Annotated in this window: 13 protein-coding genes and 1 pseudogene; 6 read left to right on the top strand and 8 right to left on the bottom strand. The window is 69.1% G+C overall.

The window, feature by feature from the left end; genetic code table 11:
• The coding region (locus ABEB12_RS31575) for a hypothetical protein (protein ID WP_345703306.1) at positions 1-250 on the bottom strand (250 nt) is incomplete at its 3' end.
• A 17-nt stretch (positions 251-267) separates the two neighbouring features.
• The gene (locus tag ABEB12_RS31570) at positions 268-1,818 is read right to left on the bottom strand and encodes a hypothetical protein (protein WP_185062962.1); all 1,551 of its coding nucleotides are present in this window, start codon (positions 1,816-1,818) and stop codon (positions 268-270) included.
• 602 nt (positions 1,819-2,420) lie between these two features.
• Between ABEB12_RS31570 and ABEB12_RS31565 the strand changes: the two genes are divergently transcribed.
• Together ABEB12_RS31565 and ABEB12_RS31560 are read left to right on the top strand one after the other, a co-directional pair.
• Positions 2,421-4,334: a VWA domain-containing protein gene (locus ABEB12_RS31565; RefSeq protein ID WP_185062963.1), complete on the top strand. Its 1,914-nt coding sequence runs from the start codon at positions 2,421-2,423 to the stop codon at positions 4,332-4,334.
• Between the two features lie 13 nt (positions 4,335-4,347).
• Positions 4,348-7,182, top strand: coding sequence for a peptidoglycan-binding protein (locus ABEB12_RS31560; RefSeq protein ID WP_185062964.1), 2,835 nt, complete (start codon positions 4,348-4,350; stop codon positions 7,180-7,182).
• 312 nt (positions 7,183-7,494) lie between these two features.
• Here the strand turns inward: ABEB12_RS31560 and ABEB12_RS31555 are convergent.
• Positions 7,495-8,085: pseudogene (locus ABEB12_RS31555) on the bottom strand (aconitase family protein); the annotation flags it as partial.
• Between the two features lie 304 nt (positions 8,086-8,389).
• Between ABEB12_RS31555 and ABEB12_RS31550 the strand changes: the two are divergent.
• On the top strand, positions 8,390-9,358 hold the full coding sequence (locus tag ABEB12_RS31550; protein ID WP_185062965.1) for an NAD(P)-dependent oxidoreductase: 969 nt from the start codon (positions 8,390-8,392) through the stop codon (positions 9,356-9,358).
• 35 nt (positions 9,359-9,393) lie between these two features.
• Here ABEB12_RS31550 and ABEB12_RS31545 read toward each other — a convergent pair whose 3' ends face one another.
• Both ABEB12_RS31545 and ABEB12_RS31540 read right to left on the bottom strand, forming a co-directional pair.
• Positions 9,394-9,615 carry an ATP-binding cassette domain-containing protein gene (locus tag ABEB12_RS31545; RefSeq protein WP_221498239.1) on the bottom strand — a complete coding sequence of 74 codons (222 nt, stop codon included), beginning with the start codon at positions 9,613-9,615 and terminating at the stop codon, positions 9,394-9,396.
• Positions 9,616-9,861: 246 nt separating this feature from the next.
• A complete protein-coding gene (locus ABEB12_RS31540; RefSeq protein WP_185062966.1) occupies positions 9,862-11,307 on the bottom strand; it encodes a site-specific integrase in 1,446 nt (481 codons plus the stop codon).
• A 1,072-nt stretch (positions 11,308-12,379) separates the two neighbouring features.
• Here ABEB12_RS31540 and ABEB12_RS31535 point away from each other — a divergent pair.
• Positions 12,380-12,721, top strand: coding sequence for a hypothetical protein (locus ABEB12_RS31535; protein WP_345703305.1), 342 nt, complete (start codon positions 12,380-12,382; stop codon positions 12,719-12,721).
• A 4-nt stretch (positions 12,722-12,725) separates the two neighbouring features.
• Positions 12,726-13,379: a nucleotidyl transferase AbiEii/AbiGii toxin family protein gene (locus tag ABEB12_RS31530; protein WP_185062967.1), complete on the top strand. Its 654-nt coding sequence runs from the start codon at positions 12,726-12,728 to the stop codon at positions 13,377-13,379.
• A gap of 227 nt (positions 13,380-13,606) precedes the next feature.
• Here ABEB12_RS31530 and ABEB12_RS31525 read toward each other — a convergent pair whose 3' ends face one another.
• Positions 13,607-14,194, bottom strand: a complete 588-nt coding sequence (locus tag ABEB12_RS31525; protein ID WP_185062968.1) for a GntR family transcriptional regulator — start codon at positions 14,192-14,194, stop codon at positions 13,607-13,609.
• A gap of 301 nt (positions 14,195-14,495) precedes the next feature.
• Here ABEB12_RS31525 and ABEB12_RS31520 point away from each other — a divergent pair, with 301 nt between their 5' ends.
• Positions 14,496-14,705: a hypothetical protein gene (locus ABEB12_RS31520; protein ID WP_185062969.1), complete on the top strand. Its 210-nt coding sequence runs from the start codon at positions 14,496-14,498 to the stop codon at positions 14,703-14,705.
• Positions 14,706-15,015: 310 nt separating this feature from the next.
• On the opposite strand, the gene ABEB12_RS31515 is transcribed toward ABEB12_RS31520, so the two are convergent.
• On the bottom strand, positions 15,016-15,873 hold the full coding sequence (locus ABEB12_RS31515) for a DUF7192 family protein (protein ID WP_345703304.1): 858 nt from the start codon (positions 15,871-15,873) through the stop codon (positions 15,016-15,018).
• The coding region (locus ABEB12_RS31510) for a hypothetical protein (RefSeq protein ID WP_425572293.1) at positions 15,870-16,351 on the bottom strand (482 nt) is incomplete at its 5' end. The genes ABEB12_RS31510 and ABEB12_RS31515, both read right to left, overlap by 4 nt.

Genomic DNA, 16,351 nt, shown 5'->3' with positions numbered 1-16,351 from the left:
CGCTGGCCGGCAGCTGAGAGCTACTAACCGAACCGCCGGAAACACCGATCACGGGATAGACCCGTGCCAACGGGCGCAGAAGGAGCGCGGCGCCGTCACCGCCGTAAGCGGCGACCTCGCCGTCGGTGTCCGTGTCGAGGCCCTTGGGGTTGTCAGTAGCAATGAGGGGGCGTCTGGTGTTCGCCAGGGTTTGTGCTTGGAGGATCTCTGTGGAGTTGCCCGAGGCAAGCGCATCATCAACGTCGACCATCGCGCCCAGTTCTTGAGCTAGTCGCTGAACAGGACCGCGGGGATCTTCGGTTGCCAACGGAGGGGCATCCGTTCGGCTGCTTGGCAGATGACTTCGACCTCGCCGAGTCCGTGGTGGGCGAGGCCCTCCCGCACCAGTCGGGCCATGTCTTCGGTGGGCACCCGCCACTGCAGCCGCACGCCCGCGTTGCGCGCCACGAGCAGTTGTTCCCGGGCCTGTGCCACCTTTTCCAGGGCGATCTCGGAGCTGCTGAGCCCGCGCATGGATCGGCCGACCGATCCCCAGTAGCTCCAGTTCTTCGTGTCGATCAGGCGGCCGTCGATGAAGTTCTCGAACTGGACACCGTTGACCCGGTATCCCCAGCCCGGGGGTGTGCCCGCGGCGGTGAGTTGGTACCAGGCGTCCTCGGGGCGCATGTTGGCGCCGGCTTCCCAGTCGGGCACCCACCGGCCCGGTCCCCCTCGCGCCGGTTGGATGCCTTTCCAACGCCACGGTGCTTCCCGCAGCTTGGCGGCGCCGACCGATCCGGGCAACTCCTCGGTCGCCGTGCTGGCCCTGGCGGCCGCGGAGGCCAGCGGCCCGGCCAGGCCGTAGATGGTCCATGCGAGGGAGATCTCGTCGAACGCCCGTTTCGACTGTTCGATGACGGCGAGGAGATTCTCGTTGGCCAGGCGTGCGAGGACCGCGGTCTTGGCCTCGTGCATTCGCGGAGTCGACTTCCTGGTGAACCATCTCGGGTATCGGAGACAGCCGGGTCCGTACACCGGCAGGTCGTCCGCGTAATCCGAGGGGTAGATGTCGTCCGCGTAGACCACGAGACTGCGGTGGGGCGGATACTTGGCGTAGGTGAACCTGATCTGCAGGGTGGAGAGGGGCGGGTTCCGTTCGGGGTCTGGGCGGCTACTGTCGGGTTCGATCACGTAGGACGTGAACGAGTCGACGTGCAGATCCGCGGGTTTCGCCGAGAAGCTCTCGAGCGCGCGCAGCACCCGGCACATTCCGTCGGTGTCGTCGATGACGTCCTTGGACTGGTTGAAATCCGTGAGCAGCGCCATGACGAGGTGTTGCCCCATCGGGTCGACCGACCACAGTTGGTCGATCATGTCGTAGAGCAGTACGTCCGGTTGCCCGATGAGCAGCAGCCAGGCCGCCGCCAGGTTGTGGTCCTCGTCGACGAGTTTGTAGAGCGCCCCGACAAGCACGCGTACCGAGTCGACGTCCGACGACAGGCGCATGCCGGGGCGGACCAGCAGGGTCAGCGGCTCCTCGTAGTCCAGGGTGAACGGATCGGGGCCGTCGAGATCGACCGTGAACCTCAGCCCGGTCTTGACCATGCCCCGCTGGAAGGTCCACCGCTTGTTCCTGCGGTCGACGGTGAGCAGGTAGGCGCCCTCGTCGAGGTCCGTCGAGACGTATCCACGTAGCGGCGGGCCGTGCCGTGACAGGAGCGCCACGCGCTCTTCGTAGAGGTCGATCTCGAGCCGGTAGATTCCGCTCCGGCCGGCCACGTCCACGTCGGACGACGCGGCCCGCGGATGCCGCCCGGCGGCCGTTTCGGTTTGCGGCACCGCGGTCTCCGGGCTGACCGGCGGTGGCGGAACCGGGCTGGTGGGCGGCGGTGGCGGGACCGGGCCGCTCGGCGGCGGGACGGCCGCGGGTGGGGTGGCGGTCTGGGCGGGGATGGGCCGCGGTATCGGTGGAATCGGCCGGATCGGACTGTTTCGGCCGCTCATGACCGTCGCGGCCGATCAAGGCGAAATGCCGCTTCCCCCGCTGGGCCCGCAATAGGCTGATCCGAATCACATAACGGCGGGACGCTATTCCACACGCCGGCAACCTCGGCCCTCTTGTCACGAGACCCGGACGATTCTGACAGCGTGCGGCGGCCCGGTCAACCGTCTCATTCGCCGGTCCGTCGAGGCTTCCGCGGATCGCGGACTTCCCCGGTGCCGTTGACGGAGCGACCCCTGTTGGCTAACCTGTAGCCCGCTGAACAGGCGTTTCGTTCGGCGGTACGGTTACGATGCCGCCTCTTTTTCGTATCAATTGTTGTGTTGGGGATTGCGAATTCGGCTACCGATAACCTGAGTGCGATCCGAGCTGTGAGGCGTGAATGGGTATCGGTTATCTCGACACGGGTCACTTTCATCTGACTGTCTCGTTCCGCCATTTGGCCGACGCCGGCCGAGTTGAAGAATGGCGTGCCTCGTTCCAGCAGGCCTCGCGGCTACTGTTCGATGCGACGAACGGGTGTCACCAGTTCGGCGAGATCCGGGTCTGCAACGGCTCGGCCGGAGCGCACGACGCCGACGCCTGGTTGCGGGAGGAGGACGGCCGGTCCAACTCGCCGCTGCTCGGCCTGGGCCAGGCCGGCGCGCACATGGTTCTCTACGGTGACGAGCGGTTCAAGCCGTTCGTGATCCTGCGGCATTTCGCGCAGTACGCCTACGGCGTCTGCGACGAGTTCGTGGGTCCCGGCGACGTGCCAGCCTGGTGCGTCGAGGACGCCACAAGCGACGCGTGCGTCATGGAGGCCGCCTGGACCGATGGCGACCGGTTCGGCGCCGACGGCACCGGCGGTCCGCTCGTGCCTGGTCGGGTCAGGCGCTTCTGCACAAGAGAGAACCACGACCCCGACGGCGACACCCTGCAGCAGAGCGTTCACGGCATGTCCTGCTGGGAGACGATGGTCGCCGCCTTCCCCGAGCTCGCCGCGCCCGCCGCCGGGGCCACCTTCTCCGGCATCGACTGGGTCACGCAGACCTCCGACCCGCGCCTGGTCATCGTGCTGGACCGCTCGGGGAGCATGGCCGATGACGGCAAGCTCAACGAGGCGAAGATCGGCGCGCATTTCATGATCGACGCCGCGAGGGCCGGCGAACAACTGGGCGTGGTGTCCTTCGCCGACCGCGCGAACCTCGATTCGCCCGTCGTTGCGATGGAGGACGCGGGGCACAAGACCCAGGCCCACGACGAGGTCAACGCGGTTTCGGCGGGCGGGAACACCGCGATCGGTGACGGGTTACGGGCGGCGCTCGACGCGCTGAGATCCGCGGGTGCGAACGCGCCGACCAGAACGGCGGTCCTGGTCACCGACGGCATCCACAACACCGGGGAGGACCCGGAAACGGTCCTGCCCGACCTGATCGCGGCGCGGGTCCGGGTCTACACGATCGGCGTCGGGATCTCGGTGGGAACCGCGCTGTTGCAGCGCATCGCGGACGCGACCGGCGGCGAGTTCGCCCGCATCGCCACCACCCAGCCCGGCAACAAGCAGGCCGAGGAGATCCGCCACGAGCTCGAACGCGTCTTCGGCCTGGTACGCAACAACGGCGGGATCGTCGCGGCCCAACCCCTGCCGTTCCTCGAGGGCACGCAGCGGGTCACCCGCACCGTGGAGGTCGAGTCCGGCAGCGAGGCCGTCACCTTCCTGGTCAGCTGGAACGCCCCCGGAGCCTCGCTCGAGCTCACCCTGCACGCACCGAACGGCGAGACCATCGCCGTCGGTGCGCTGCCTGACGGGGTGCACGAGATCCGGGGGGACTACCCGTACGCGGCGTTCGCGGTCGACAGCCCGGTCGAGGGGCCGTGGGAGATCGAGGTCACCGCCCTCGACGACGCGGCGGAACTCGACGCCCGGCTCCTGGTGTTCAGCGAGCACCCGCGCATCGACGGCGGCCTGACCGTGAAGCGCGGCACCTACCAACCCGGAGACGAAGTCCCGGTGTTCCTGCGGACGTACTACGACCGCCCGGTCACCAACCTCCGGGTGCGCGGCGTCGCGCGTCTTCCCGACGGCGGCCGGGCCCCGTTGCGGTTCGTCGACGACGGCGACCCGTCGGGCGCCGACGTGTTGGTCGCCGACGGCCGGTACAGCGCGCGTCTCGACGACACGCACAACGCCCCCGGAACCTACGTATTCGACGTCACGGTCGAAAGCACGGACAGCAGTGCCGTAGTCGCCGGAGGCGAGCCGGTATCCGAGGCCGAGCACTTCGAGGCCGGTCCGGTACCCGCATTCCGGCGACGACTGACCACCGCGGTGGTCGTTGGCGATGAACCCTTCGAAGGCGGACCGGACTGAACACGGGGGATGCATGACCGACTGCACCGGCTTCAAAGGGAAACTGCCCTACGCCAGCGAGATCTTCGGCGTCTACCAGCCGCTGATCGGCTGGAAGTCCCGGCGCAAACTCGTCCGGGTCGGCAACGACATCGACGGCATCACCATCCCGATGGACGCCTACGTGCCGGACGTCGACGTGCGGTTCGACGGCAGCGCGGCCAGCTTGGGGCACGTCTCGCCGGCCCGGCACGCCGGTGAGCGACCGAGGTCGCAGAACGACAGTCTGTTCTTCGCCTCCGTCGGCGACAGCCTCAAGCGGCTGGCCCGGGCACCACGGAACGCGCAGGAGTGGCAGCGGGTTTTCACGAACGTCGGAGGAGCTGGCGAGGCGCCTTCGCTGGAGGACTCGTTTAAGTTCCGCCTGGAGAAAGACGTGTTCCCCCAGTGGCGCGATCTGACCCGCGCGAGGATGGAAGTCGCGGCCAGCGCGGTGCAGAAACTCCCCGGCGAAGACGATGCGCAGTACCAGAAGCGACAGGACGTAGCGCGGGAAGCCACCAAGGCCGCGGCCATCGCCGACCTCGAGCGCGAGTCGGTGATCGCGCAGATCCTGAACGACCTGTACACGGTGGGCGATCTGGCAACGCTCAACCGCCTGTTCTACCCACCCTCCTCGGCCGTACCGACCGACGAAGCGGTCCGGACGCTGCTGACCAAGGCCCGGCAGGCGTACGACGACCCGTTCGTCCTGTTCCGCCCCACGAACGATCTGGCCGATGTGAGCCTCTCACCGATCGGAATCGTGCACCTGTTCCGCCAGTACTTCTTCGAACTGGACACCTTCCTCGGCACTCCGACCGGCCACATCTGGCTCAGCCCCGGTTCCTCGGTGGAACTGGTCGAGGTCAGCACGCGCAAGGTGACGGTGGAGCGGACGACCTCCACCCTCTACGAGGCCACGTCGGCGGTCGAACGCACCGCGACCGACCAGGACGAGATCAGCGCCGCGGTCAAACAGGACAACCGGGACGACGCGAAGCTGGGGATCAGCTCGACGGTGCACCAGTCCTGGGGCAGCGGCAACGCGACCGCGACGGCGAGCCTGAGCCTCGACCGCACCCAGCAGACCGCGCGCGAGGAGACGCACAAGCGAATGCGACAGCAGACGGAGAAGCTGTCCACACAGATCCGGCAGAACTTCCAGTCGACGTTCAAGACGGTCACCGAGACGACCGACGTGTCCAGCAAGCGCTACGTGCTGCAGAACTCCACCACCCAGCTCATCAACTACGAACTGCGGCGCAAGATGCGCCAGGTGGGCGTGCAGGTACAGGACATCGGCACCTTCCTGTGCTGGGAGACCTTCGTCGACGAGCCCGGGCACGCCCTCGGCCTGGCCGAACTCGTACACATCGCCAAGCCCGCTGACCTGCAGCCGCAGCCCAACCAGAACGAGATCCCCGTTCCACCGCGCATCGTCAAGTCGTTCCAGGTCAACGCCGTGTGGAACTTCGGCGACCGCCGACAACGAAACCACCTGGATCTCGGGTACATCCCCCTCGACACCGTGTCCCTACCCGTACAACCCGAGTCCGGCTACCAACTGGAGAACCCAGGAGCCCGCGTCCCCCTCTCGATCAGCTCCCTGGCCGGGGAGGACTCCGAGGGCCAGCGATACGCATTCGTCGGCCAACTCATCGGCACCAACCAGATCCAGGTGGGCGTCCTCGCGGGAGCCTCCGGCATCAGCTGGGACAAGCGGGTCGACTACGTCCTGGTCGGTGAGCTGGCCTTCGTCCCGACACCGGAGAAGATCGCCGAGATCAACACGGCCAACACCAAGATCCTCGCCGAGAAGGAGGCCGCGTCCCGAGCGCAGCAGCGCGCGGCCGAGGAGGCGTTCCAGAAGGCGGCCAAGGAACGCATCGAGCAGGCCGCCGACATCCGGCCCCGGCCCTTCGAGGAACTACGCGAAGAGGAACGGACAGTCGTCTACCGCCAGCTGATCCGGACACTGATGTCCGACCACTTCTACAACCTGCCCGCAACCGCCGAGGCGGACGAGCTCAGACACGTGCTCTCCGAGCTCATCAACGCCATCTTCGACGTGGACAAGATGCTGTACTTCGTGGCTCCCGAGTGGTGGAAACCCCGCAAGCACTACAGCCAGTACGCCGGTTCGGATCAGCCGTTCGGCGCCTCTTCGGTCGTGGACTGGGCCAATCACGAGACCCGCCAGGACAACTACTACGTCACTCATGACTCGCAGCCCGCGAAACTGGGCAGCTCCCTCGGCTGGCTGCTGCAGCTCGACGGCGACAACCACCGCAACGCCTTCCTGAACGCCCCCTGGGTCAAGGCGGTCATCCCGGTGCGGCCGGGGCGGGAACGCGCGGCCGTCAACTGGCTGCAACAGATGAACGTCGAAGGCATCGACGGGCTGGACAAGTCCTACGCCGCCTCGGCGGCGGAACTGGACGAGATCAGGCACGGCCTGCTGACCGCCGATCCGAACGACCCGGTGGGCGACGTCCCGACCCTCTCCGACGCGATCCGCTTCCTGTGCCTGGAGGTGGCGCGCAAGCACAACGAAGCGTTGCGGGTCCGGAAGTTCCCCAATGACGTCAGCATCCACGACGATGACAAGGTGTCGTCGACACCAGTGGAGAAGGTCTACGAACACGGCTTCTACCCTCTCCAGGGCGGGTTCCGGGTCGATCCACGCAACCCCGACCCAGGCAACCCGGACCCCGACTTCCAGATCTTCGACCAGTGGATGGAAGTCCTGCCAACCGATCAGGTAGTGCCAGTCGAGGTGCGCTACGACCCGGTGACCGGGCGCCTGGTCACTGACCCACCGGCCTGACCCGCGAGCTAGCGAGCGCACTCGACGCTAGCGTCGGCGCGGGAGGGGCTCGGGTGGCGGCCCTGGCGCGTTCCTGCAGATGTGGGGCGAGGCGATTGCCGCCGATCCCGTCCTGATGCCGCTCTACGCGGAACATGACGCCAGCTTCCGTCGGCTCCTCGCCGACAAGGTCCGCGAAGGGATCCGCGACGGCTCGGTGCGAGCAGATGCCGACCCCACCCCCGGCGCGAGTCAAAGCGATCATCGACGAAGCCGAGCGATCCACCCGGCGTGCTCTCAGACCGTGACCCGAACGGCCTTCGGCACGCGCGCCGGGCCGTGGTACTCGATGATCCGGTTGGTCGCGCCCTTGACACCGTGCCGGTGCAGCATCTCCAGGATCACGTCCTTGGCCGACACCCAGTCCGGCAGCTCCCCTGTCAGCTCCACACCCCAGACCTCCGGCATCCGCAAGAACAGCGGCTCATCAGCGATCGCCATGGCCACCTCGAGACCACCCATGCCGATCGCCGGCATGCCCAGCGAACCGGCCGCACAGGTGTGCGAGTCCGACCCGACCATGGTCTTGCCCGGGATGCCGAAGCGCTGCATGTGCGTCGGGTGCGACACCCCGTTGCCCGGCTTGGAGAACCACAACCCGTACCGGCGGGCCGCCGAGCGCAGGAACGCGTGGTCCTCCGCGTTGCGCTCGTCGGCCTGCAGCAGGTTGTGGTCCACGTACTGCACGCTGACCTCGGTGCGGGCCCGGTCCAGGCCCATCGCCTCCAGCTCCTGCATCACCAGGGTCCCGGTGGCGTCCTGGGTCAACGTCTGGTCGATGGCCAGGGCGATCTCCTCCCCCGGCGCCGCGTCGCCGTCGACCAGGTGACCGTCGATCAACTTCCGGGTCAGGTTCGCCGGCATCCCCACTGTCTACCCGCTGCCGCCCGGGACATGCCGCCGGTGAGCATGAGCCGTTCGATTCCGGGTACCTGTGATCGGGAGCACCCACCGACCGAGAAGGAGGCCAGATGAGCAACGCGGAACATCCCGTTCCACCGGGTCCCGGCCCGCTGCCGAAGCCACCCCCGGGCCCCGACCCGGACCCGTCGCCGCCCGGTCCGGTGCCGCCCATGCCCGAGCCGCCTGAACCGTTCCCGCCGAGGCCGGAGCCGCCCTCGCCGGACCGGCCGCCCCCGTTGCCGGGACCCAAACAGGCCCGGCCTTAATGATCGGGCTGTGCGGCGGCGGCTTTCCCGACGTCCGCCGTGCCCTGCGGACGGCACTTCCGGGCATCGAGCAGGTCGAGATTCCCGTCGGTCGTCACGACGGCCACCGACCGCCCCCGGTCGAGGTGCTGGTCCCGCTGGGCGCGACCGTCGACGCCGAGCTGATGGACGCCACGGGGCCACGGCTGATACAGCAGTTCGGCGTCGGCCTGCAAGGGGTCGATCTGGAGGCGGCGCACGCACGGGGCATCCCCGTCGCCTTCGTGCCGGCGACCGGCACAGGCAACGCCGACGCCGTGGCCGAGATCGCCATGCTGCACCTGCTGGCGCTGCTGCGGCGCTACCGCGAGGCCCAGCACAGCGTGGCCGAACGCCGCCTCGGACAACCCATCGGCACCACCCTGGCCGGAAAGACGATCAGCGTGCTGGGCACCGGCGGCATCGGGATCGCCGTGATCGGCCGGCTGAAAGCGTTCGGCGTCCGGCCCCTGGCGATCGGTCGGCGCGCGTTCACCGACTACCCCGCGCTTGCCGACCTGCTCACCGAGGCCGACTACCACTCCACCACCGGACTGAGCGCCGCCCTGGCACGCTCCGGCGCGCTGATCGTGTGCTGCCCGCTCACCGAGCACACCCGAGGGCTGATCGGAGTCGACCAGCTTGCCGCGATGCCGCCCGGCGGCTACCTCGTCAACGTCGGGCGAGGTCCGGTGGTCGATTACCAGGCACTGCTCGCCGCATTGCGCTCCGGGCGGCTGGCCGGAGCCGGACTCGACGTCACCTGGCAGGAGCCGGCCGACCCCGACGACGACCTCCTGCGCCACAACGTCAGCCTGACCCCACACATCGGCGGCGTCACCGTCGAGTCCTACGCCGCGATGGCCGAGACATTCGCCGAGAACGTCCGAGGGCTCCGCACCGGACAACCGCTCGCGCACCTGGTGAGCAGGCCAACAACACCGGAGTAGCCGACCCCGGCGGGTCTGCCCGCAGCCCGCGCTAGCTAGCCGGTTGAGCCGCTCCGGTGGAGGAACGCCCTGGTTCGGGCGTGCTCGGCGACGGTGACGAGCCGGTCGGGTGTTCCTTCCTCAACGATGACACCCTCGTCGAACATGACCAGCCGATCAGCCGCCGAGCGCGCGAACCCCATCTCGTGCGCGACGACGATCATCGTCATCCCGTCCGCCACCAGTTCCTTCATGACCTCCACGACCTCGCCGACCATCTCCGGGTCCAGAGCGCTGGTGTGCGCACCAAAGACCTCGACTAGCACCACGCACCTATCGCGTGACCGACTGGATTCGGCACTCCTCCTTGGGAGTTGTCCCGGATTCGAACCAGTTGCGGCCAGTTGAGCCCGTGACAGGCCTGGACATGTGAACTGCGCCACAAAACACATCATTTCCTGACCCCATTACCCCCAGCCATGCCACCGCGACCTGTTGACCTGCGGGAACAGGTTATTCGCCAGTTAGGCGGAAGGGGTCGCGGGCGGTTGCGCCGGGTTCGGCCGGGTTGGGCGTGGTTGCTCGGGCGTGCCCGCTCCAGAACCGCTCCAGGACGGGCCTCCACCGGCCACCCGGGGACGCCGACGAGCCCCTGCGCGGATCGCGCCGACGCGCGGCGACGCCAAGGCGGCCGCGGGCAGACGCGCCGGTCGCGGCGGCCGTGTCCCAGACGCGCCACGGTCAGGCACCGTGCCCGCGGGGGCGACGTCGGCATCCGCGGCGGCACCCGCAGAGGGAACCGCCGGCACGCCTGATACCAGGACGGCCGGCGCCGCAAGCGTCGGGCCGCTTGCCGTCGACGCTGTCGGCCGAGCGCGCCTGGGACCCGCTGCCCCGGCCCGGCCGGTGCCAGTACCGGGCGTGCCCGGGTCGGCGAGGGCGTCGAGGCGTCGCGCCCACACCGGCGCGTCCACCCGCACCGGGTCCCGCGCGAGCGCTTGGCACGCCTGTTCCCACCGCCACTGCAGGCACGCCAGCACCCGCGCCTCCAGTTCAGGGGCGACGTGGCTGTAGATGTCGTCGATCCGGTCCGGCAGGGCGTGGCCGAGGCGACGGGCCTGGGCCACCGGCGCGATCCCATCGGTGACCAGCCATGTCTTGTGGCTGTGCCGCAGCCCCTGGAACGTCAACCCCGGCACGACCGCCGGCAGCCGGATCCGCGCCCAGGCGCGCTGTTCGGTGCCGTCCGCCGCCGGCCGCATAGCCCGGCGGGCGAAGTTCGACCGGCGCGGGAACCGCCCCTGGCGGCTCGCGAACACGTACGGATGGTCGTGGGTGGCCAGGTGCCGCGCCAACAGCGCGACCAGGAACGGCGGCAGCGTGACCGTGCGCGCCGACGCGGCGGTCTTCGGCGGGCCGAGGCTGAAGTGCCCGTCGATCTCGTGTAGCGCGCCGTCGACCGGGTCGATGACCAACTCCCCCACCCCGGCGGCGGGGTCAAGGTGCAGGTTCTCCCGCCGCAACCCCAGCAACTCGCCCCACCGCGCCCCGGTCCACGCCGCGCTCACCACCAGCAGTCCCGCCCAGCCCCCGGCCAGCGCGCACGCGTGCAACCCGGTCCGCAGCACCTGCTCCGGGTTCGCCCACACCATCTCCCGCCGCGCCGGGCGCCGGCGACGCCCCCGCCGGGGCGGCCACATCGGACTCGCCGCGATCAACCCCTCCCGCGCCGCGTCCGCCAACATCATCGACAACACCCGCATCACCACCCGCACCGTCGAGTCCGCGTAACCCCGGCCGCGCAGCTCCACCGCCCACTGGCGCGCCGCGATCCCGGAGATCGCACCCAATGCCACCGTGCCCCAGCGGGGCACCAAGTGCGCCCGCGTCAAGGACCGGTACTGCGCGAACGTCGCCGGCGCCACATCCGCCGCGGCCAACCAATGCCGCGCCCATTCCTCCAACAACATCTCCGCGCCGCCAGCCCCGCGGCCGCACCCACACTGACCGACCGCCCTCCACTCGGACAGATCCGACCTCGCGAGGGGGAGCGAGGTCACCCGCGCTCCGCCGGAGCCGCGCGCCGCGCCCGCGGGCGGGCCGCCACTGGGCCACGCACGCCCCGGGCCTGGTCTCATTCCTTCCACCGCAACACTCAGTTCCCTTCTGACCCGAATCACCACCGACTTTGGCGGCGCGCACCACGGTCACGCGCGACGCCGAGAACAAGATCGATAGCAGCTCGGGAGTAACCGGCTCCGTGGGGTGTGCCGTCTCCCAGGGCGCGACGCCCCGATCGTTTCCGTCCCGCGTTAGTCCACACGGTTCTGGGCTCGGCCTTTGTTCGCCTATGCGTGCACGACAGCGTGCGGGAATCCCGCGACCTGGCCGCCGACAGACATACCGCCATCCCCGATTCGATAGGGCGACGCAACCTGATCAGCAGCTCAACGACGTCGACAGTCACGGTACGGCGCCGCGAAAAACTCCACACGCGAGTCGCGCGCCGGCACCTCACGTCCACGCTGGGTGTGAGGAAGCCATGCCCGTTGCCACCGGCGATACCCCCGGGTAGCCATGGCGTCCTCCGAACCAATGATGTTCTGTTTGGCGCATTCGATCAAGCACGCTGCGTAACACCGTGGGGTGCGACGGGGAATACCTCGTACGGCAAGGCGATCCAGGCAATCGGCGATCGTGGTTCTCGACGGCCTAGCCAAGATCCGGATCGTTGATGCGAGCAGTTTCAGTGTCGTCAGGGCCTCGACTGTCAGTGAGCGCTGCCCTGGTGATGCGGGATGAGCGCCGCCGGTCGAGGCGAGCGAGCGCCGGTCGCGCTCGGGCGTGCGCGGGCACGGGCGTTGCGCGGACCGTCTCGTCACCAGCTGCCGCGGCCGAGAGCGGAGTCGGCGCCGAAGCGGCAGGGACCCTTTGCCCATCATGGTGCTCGCCGTCGACCGGGCGCGGCCGGTATCGGTGGCACCGCGCGATCACAGCAGATCCCGGCACAACCACACGACCGTTGTAGGGCACCATAGACATATGCGCGGCGAAGCTGCCTCGGGTGCACGTCCTGGCTGGGTGCGGGACGTGCCGATACCGCACGCCCTCGCGGAACTGTCTGGTCCGCTGCGAGGCAGCGTGGGCCTGCCTGCGCGCGTGTTTTGGTCTGGCCCGGACCCCCGGGCGGTTCGCTGGAATCTCGCCGACCCGCAACGGCGCCGCGACCTCTACGAGATCGTCCTGGTCGAAGGAACGTTGGACGACATCCGTGAACTGGTCAACGGCGCTGAACTGGTACGGCTGTGGGATCGGATGTACTTGCCGCCATGGGTGCGTGCCGCGTGGCGGCCCCTCATCGACGCGGCTCGTCCGGCAGCCTGACCCTATGCCGCTTGACCCGCTGCAGGAACGCATCGCTCGCACCGCCCTGGCCCTGCCCCAAGCCCGCACGCTGGCGTTGGCCGGGGGCGGCGCGATGATCGTTCACGGCTTCGTCACCCGCGCGACCAGAGACATCGACCTATTCACCGAAGTCGACGACACCGAAGCGATCGAGGTCGCCTCGGCCCTGCGTGACGCGCTGCGCCAGCAAGGACTCGCCACCCACGATGCCGACCGGCCACCGGCCGACCACCGGTTCGTCACCACCGACCCCATCAGCGGGGCCCAGTGCACTGTCGAGGTGTTCCCCGACGGGGGCCGACTCCACGGGCGCGTCACCCTGGACATCGGCGCGGTCCTGCACCCCGACGACCTCGCTGCGGACAAGGTACTGGCCCTGTGGGGACGCGCTCGACCTCGAGACTTCTACGACGTGGCCGCCTTGTTCGACCGCTACGGCCCCGACCGGCTCCTCGAACTGGCCACCGCCAAGGACAGCGGATTCGCCCCGGACACGTTCCTCGACGCCCTGCGCGCCATCCACCGACTCAGCTCAGCCGACTGGACCGAAGACGGCATTACCCCGGCCGACACCACTCGACTACGCGCCCTATTCGACGACTGGCGCCAGCGCCTCACCGACTCCGACAAACCCTGACACAACCGAGTGCGCCAGCAGCGCTCGTTGGGTCTGGCCTGGGCGTTGGAGAGGGCATGAATGTGAATGATCGAAAGGCCGCGCTGAACCCGGCCCAGACGGATGTGCTGGCGTGGGTCGGGAAAGGCAGCCCTGAAGGGGTATACAGCGACTGGTCGCACCGGGTGACGGCCCGTGCGCTGCACAATCGCGGTCTCGTGATCGTCAAAGGCCACGGACAAGACTGGTCAGCGACACTGACCGACCAGGGTAGGTATTACCTCGACCACGGAACCTATCCCAGTCCCATTGCTGTCACTGCTGATGTCCCAGCGGTGACCGCCGATTCGCAACGGTCGAACCTGACGCGGGCCGCGCGCACAGTAGCCGCGCCTCGGAAGCGCTCCGCGCCGAAGCCGAAGAAGCCAGGCCCTCGAAACCAGATGATGGCCGCGCTGCGGGAAGCCGAAGGCCACCGCATCGTGGAACCGGGCGTTGGCGTCGGCGATCTGGTCCCAGCGGCCCGCCTCGACACCCGCCCAACCGTCGGCGACGTCGTCGTCCAGCTCGGCCAGGCCGTCCAGGTCGAGGTACTCAACCTGGCGCAGCGTGGCGGTTTCGATGAGGCGTTGGGTGTCGAACAGCTCGGCGATGTCGCGCGGGGACAGCCGGCGGACGAACGCGCCCCGGCTCAGCTCGTGTACCAGCAGCCGCTGCTGGATGAGCAGCCGGAACGCCTCTCGCAGCGTGCTGCGGGAAACCCCGAGCAGTTGGCAGGCCTGGTCCTCGGACAGCCGGGTGCCCCGGGGCCAGTTCGCCCCGGGCAATGCGCCCACGCAATGCCTCGGCGGCTCGGTTCAACGCCCCGTACGCCTCGCCCACTGGTCCGCCTTTCGGTCCTCCATCACCCTGTGCGGGTGGTCAGACGATCCGATGGCCGAAATGGTTGTAGCCACTCAGCGTTCAGCGGAACGCTCGAGCTCCTGCCGGCCTGGTTCCTCCCGTCCGGTCAATGCTCGGGCGCCAGGCGGGCACTCTGCCAAGCGTGTGTTCGGCCAGCACCGCACGTACCGCGTCAAGAGCGGCCGACACGTCGTCGGGCCGCGCGGCGGTCGCTCGATCTCGACGGTTTGAGGAGTGCGGAGGAGCACGCGCAGGCACTCAGCGAAGATCCGGGGGTGCTGGCGGCGGGCGGTCACGCGGTACGTGATCGACAACCCGGGGGTGCGCACGGCGGAACATCGGATAGGCCCGGACGAGCCCACCACGGTCCGGCTCCGCCAGCAGCTGGCGAGCCTGCGCCGCGAGATCGATGAACGCTGGGGCGAGCAGCTCTGGCCTCGGTGACCAGACGTGCGGTGGCGAGGCAGCGTGATGGCCAAACGGCGCCATGCCGTGGACAGCAGTGGCCATATGGCGGTGGCCAGCCACCCGGGTGGCCACGCCGCCGTCCGTGAAGGACCAGACCATCCCGAGGACCGGACAATCCTCGTCAGCTCGCTCCGGCAGCTGGACGTCCGGTGCGGTGGCCAGTCCCGCGCCGGCCATCGAGTCATCACGTGCTCATTAGTCCGGTTGAGCGCCCTAACAGGTCAGCGCTCAGCGTCGAGCTTCTGCACTGTCCGACGCGTGACGGCCGGAGATGGTTGCGGCGGGCTCATCGGGGGTCGGTGAGCAGGCCCAGTTCGGTGGCGGTGCTCAGGCACCAGGTGACGGCGGTGTCGAGCGAGCGCCATTGCGGGTCGTGTGCTTTGAGGTAGGGGAAGATGTAGGGCTTGGTGGTCTGGTCGGGCAGGTCGTCGGGTCCACAGGCGCAGGATGGTGACCCGTAGTTCGCCCGTTTCATCCGGGCGGCGAGCGGGGCTTCGGCGGAATCCCAGACGCTGAGCCACAGGCGCCGCAGCATGGCTGGGTGGGCGGTGGCGAAGATCAACCGGCCGAGGTCGAGTGGTTCGCCGGCGCTGATGACCTTGGCCACCGCGGCGTGGCGGCGCGGACCGATCCAGGAGGCGAATCCGGACCAGATTTCCACGCTGTGGCCGGTGGCCAGCACGGTGCAGCAGAGCGCGGCCAGCGCCAGGCCCCGGTTGCGCACCGCGTGGTGCGGGGTGTCGGCCGAATACCCGGCCGGGATGAGGAAGGTCGCCACGCGCCCCTGGGTGGACATCGGTTCCGGGGCGGCGTCGATCATGCACTCGGGCACGCCGGCAAGGTAGGCGCCGATGTCCACCTCGCCGCCGGTGACGTCCCAGCTGGGGCGGAGCGCGGACACGCGCAGCAACCGGCCCGCCCTGGCGCGCAGCTGGCTCACCTGGGCCTCGATCTCCGGCAGGATCTCGAACCAGCCACCGGTGGCCAGCTGGAGCGCGCGTTCCCAGCTTGCCCCGGCCCACGCTGTCCTGCCGTGGCGGCCCGCGCCGTTGTCGATGCTGTCCGGTGCGCGGGCCGCCGCCAGGAAGTCCGCCCAGTCACGCAGCGGCGGCAACGAGTGAGCGCCGCTCACGAGGGCACTCACGGGCTCAGCCCCAACGCCGAGCGGTGTGCCTGCGACAGGCCGCGCAGCACCCGCCACTGCAGCACCTTGGCCAGCGGCACCCCGGCCTCGAGGAGTTTGGCGCCCTCGATGCTGGCGCGCGGGCTGAACATCACCGGCAGGTTCTTTTCCTCAGCGGTCGCGCGCAGCCGACGCACCGTGGCCAGCAGTTGCACGACCGCGTCCTGCTGGGACGGTGCGTGGGCCAGTGCTAGCCGGTGCTCGAGTCGTTCGTCGACCGGCACGTCGAGCAGGGTGAACCGGTCGAGGGTGGCCGCGTCGAGCGCTTGGCGCCCGACATAGCGGCGGTCACCGCCGGCTCCGTAGGTGTTGGCGGTGGCGACCAGCCGGAACTGGGGATGGGCAGTGACCATGCCGTCGGCGAACGCGCAGATACCCAGCGCGAGCGCCTGGTTGAGCTCGGCGAGCAACCCGGGATGCCCGCAGTCGATCTCGTCCA

Source organism: Actinospineispora eucalypti (assembly GCF_039543365.1).
GTDB classification, from domain to species: domain Bacteria; phylum Actinomycetota; class Actinomycetes; order Mycobacteriales; family Pseudonocardiaceae; genus Pseudonocardia; species Pseudonocardia eucalypti.
The sequence above is the reverse complement of the archived record's forward strand: the minus strand, read 5'-3'. Positions and strand labels throughout refer to the sequence as shown.

Coding starts and splice junctions, on each gene's coding strand:
- ABEB12_RS31560 (WP_185062964.1), top strand. CDS start 4,348: ATGACCGACTGCACCGGCTTCAAAGGGAAACTGCCCTACGCCAGCGAG.
- ABEB12_RS31550 (WP_185062965.1), top strand. CDS start 8,390: ATGATCGGGCTGTGCGGCGGCGGCTTTCCCGACGTCCGCCGTGCCCTG.
- ABEB12_RS31545 (WP_221498239.1), bottom strand. CDS start 9,615: ATGGTCGGCGAGGTCGTGGAGGTCATGAAGGAACTGGTGGCGGACGGG.
- ABEB12_RS31540 (WP_185062966.1), bottom strand. CDS start 11,307: ATGTTGTTGGAGGAATGGGCGCGGCATTGGTTGGCCGCGGCGGATGTG.
- ABEB12_RS31535 (WP_345703305.1), top strand. CDS start 12,380: ATGCGCGGCGAAGCTGCCTCGGGTGCACGTCCTGGCTGGGTGCGGGAC.
- ABEB12_RS31530 (WP_185062967.1), top strand. CDS start 12,726: ATGCCGCTTGACCCGCTGCAGGAACGCATCGCTCGCACCGCCCTGGCC.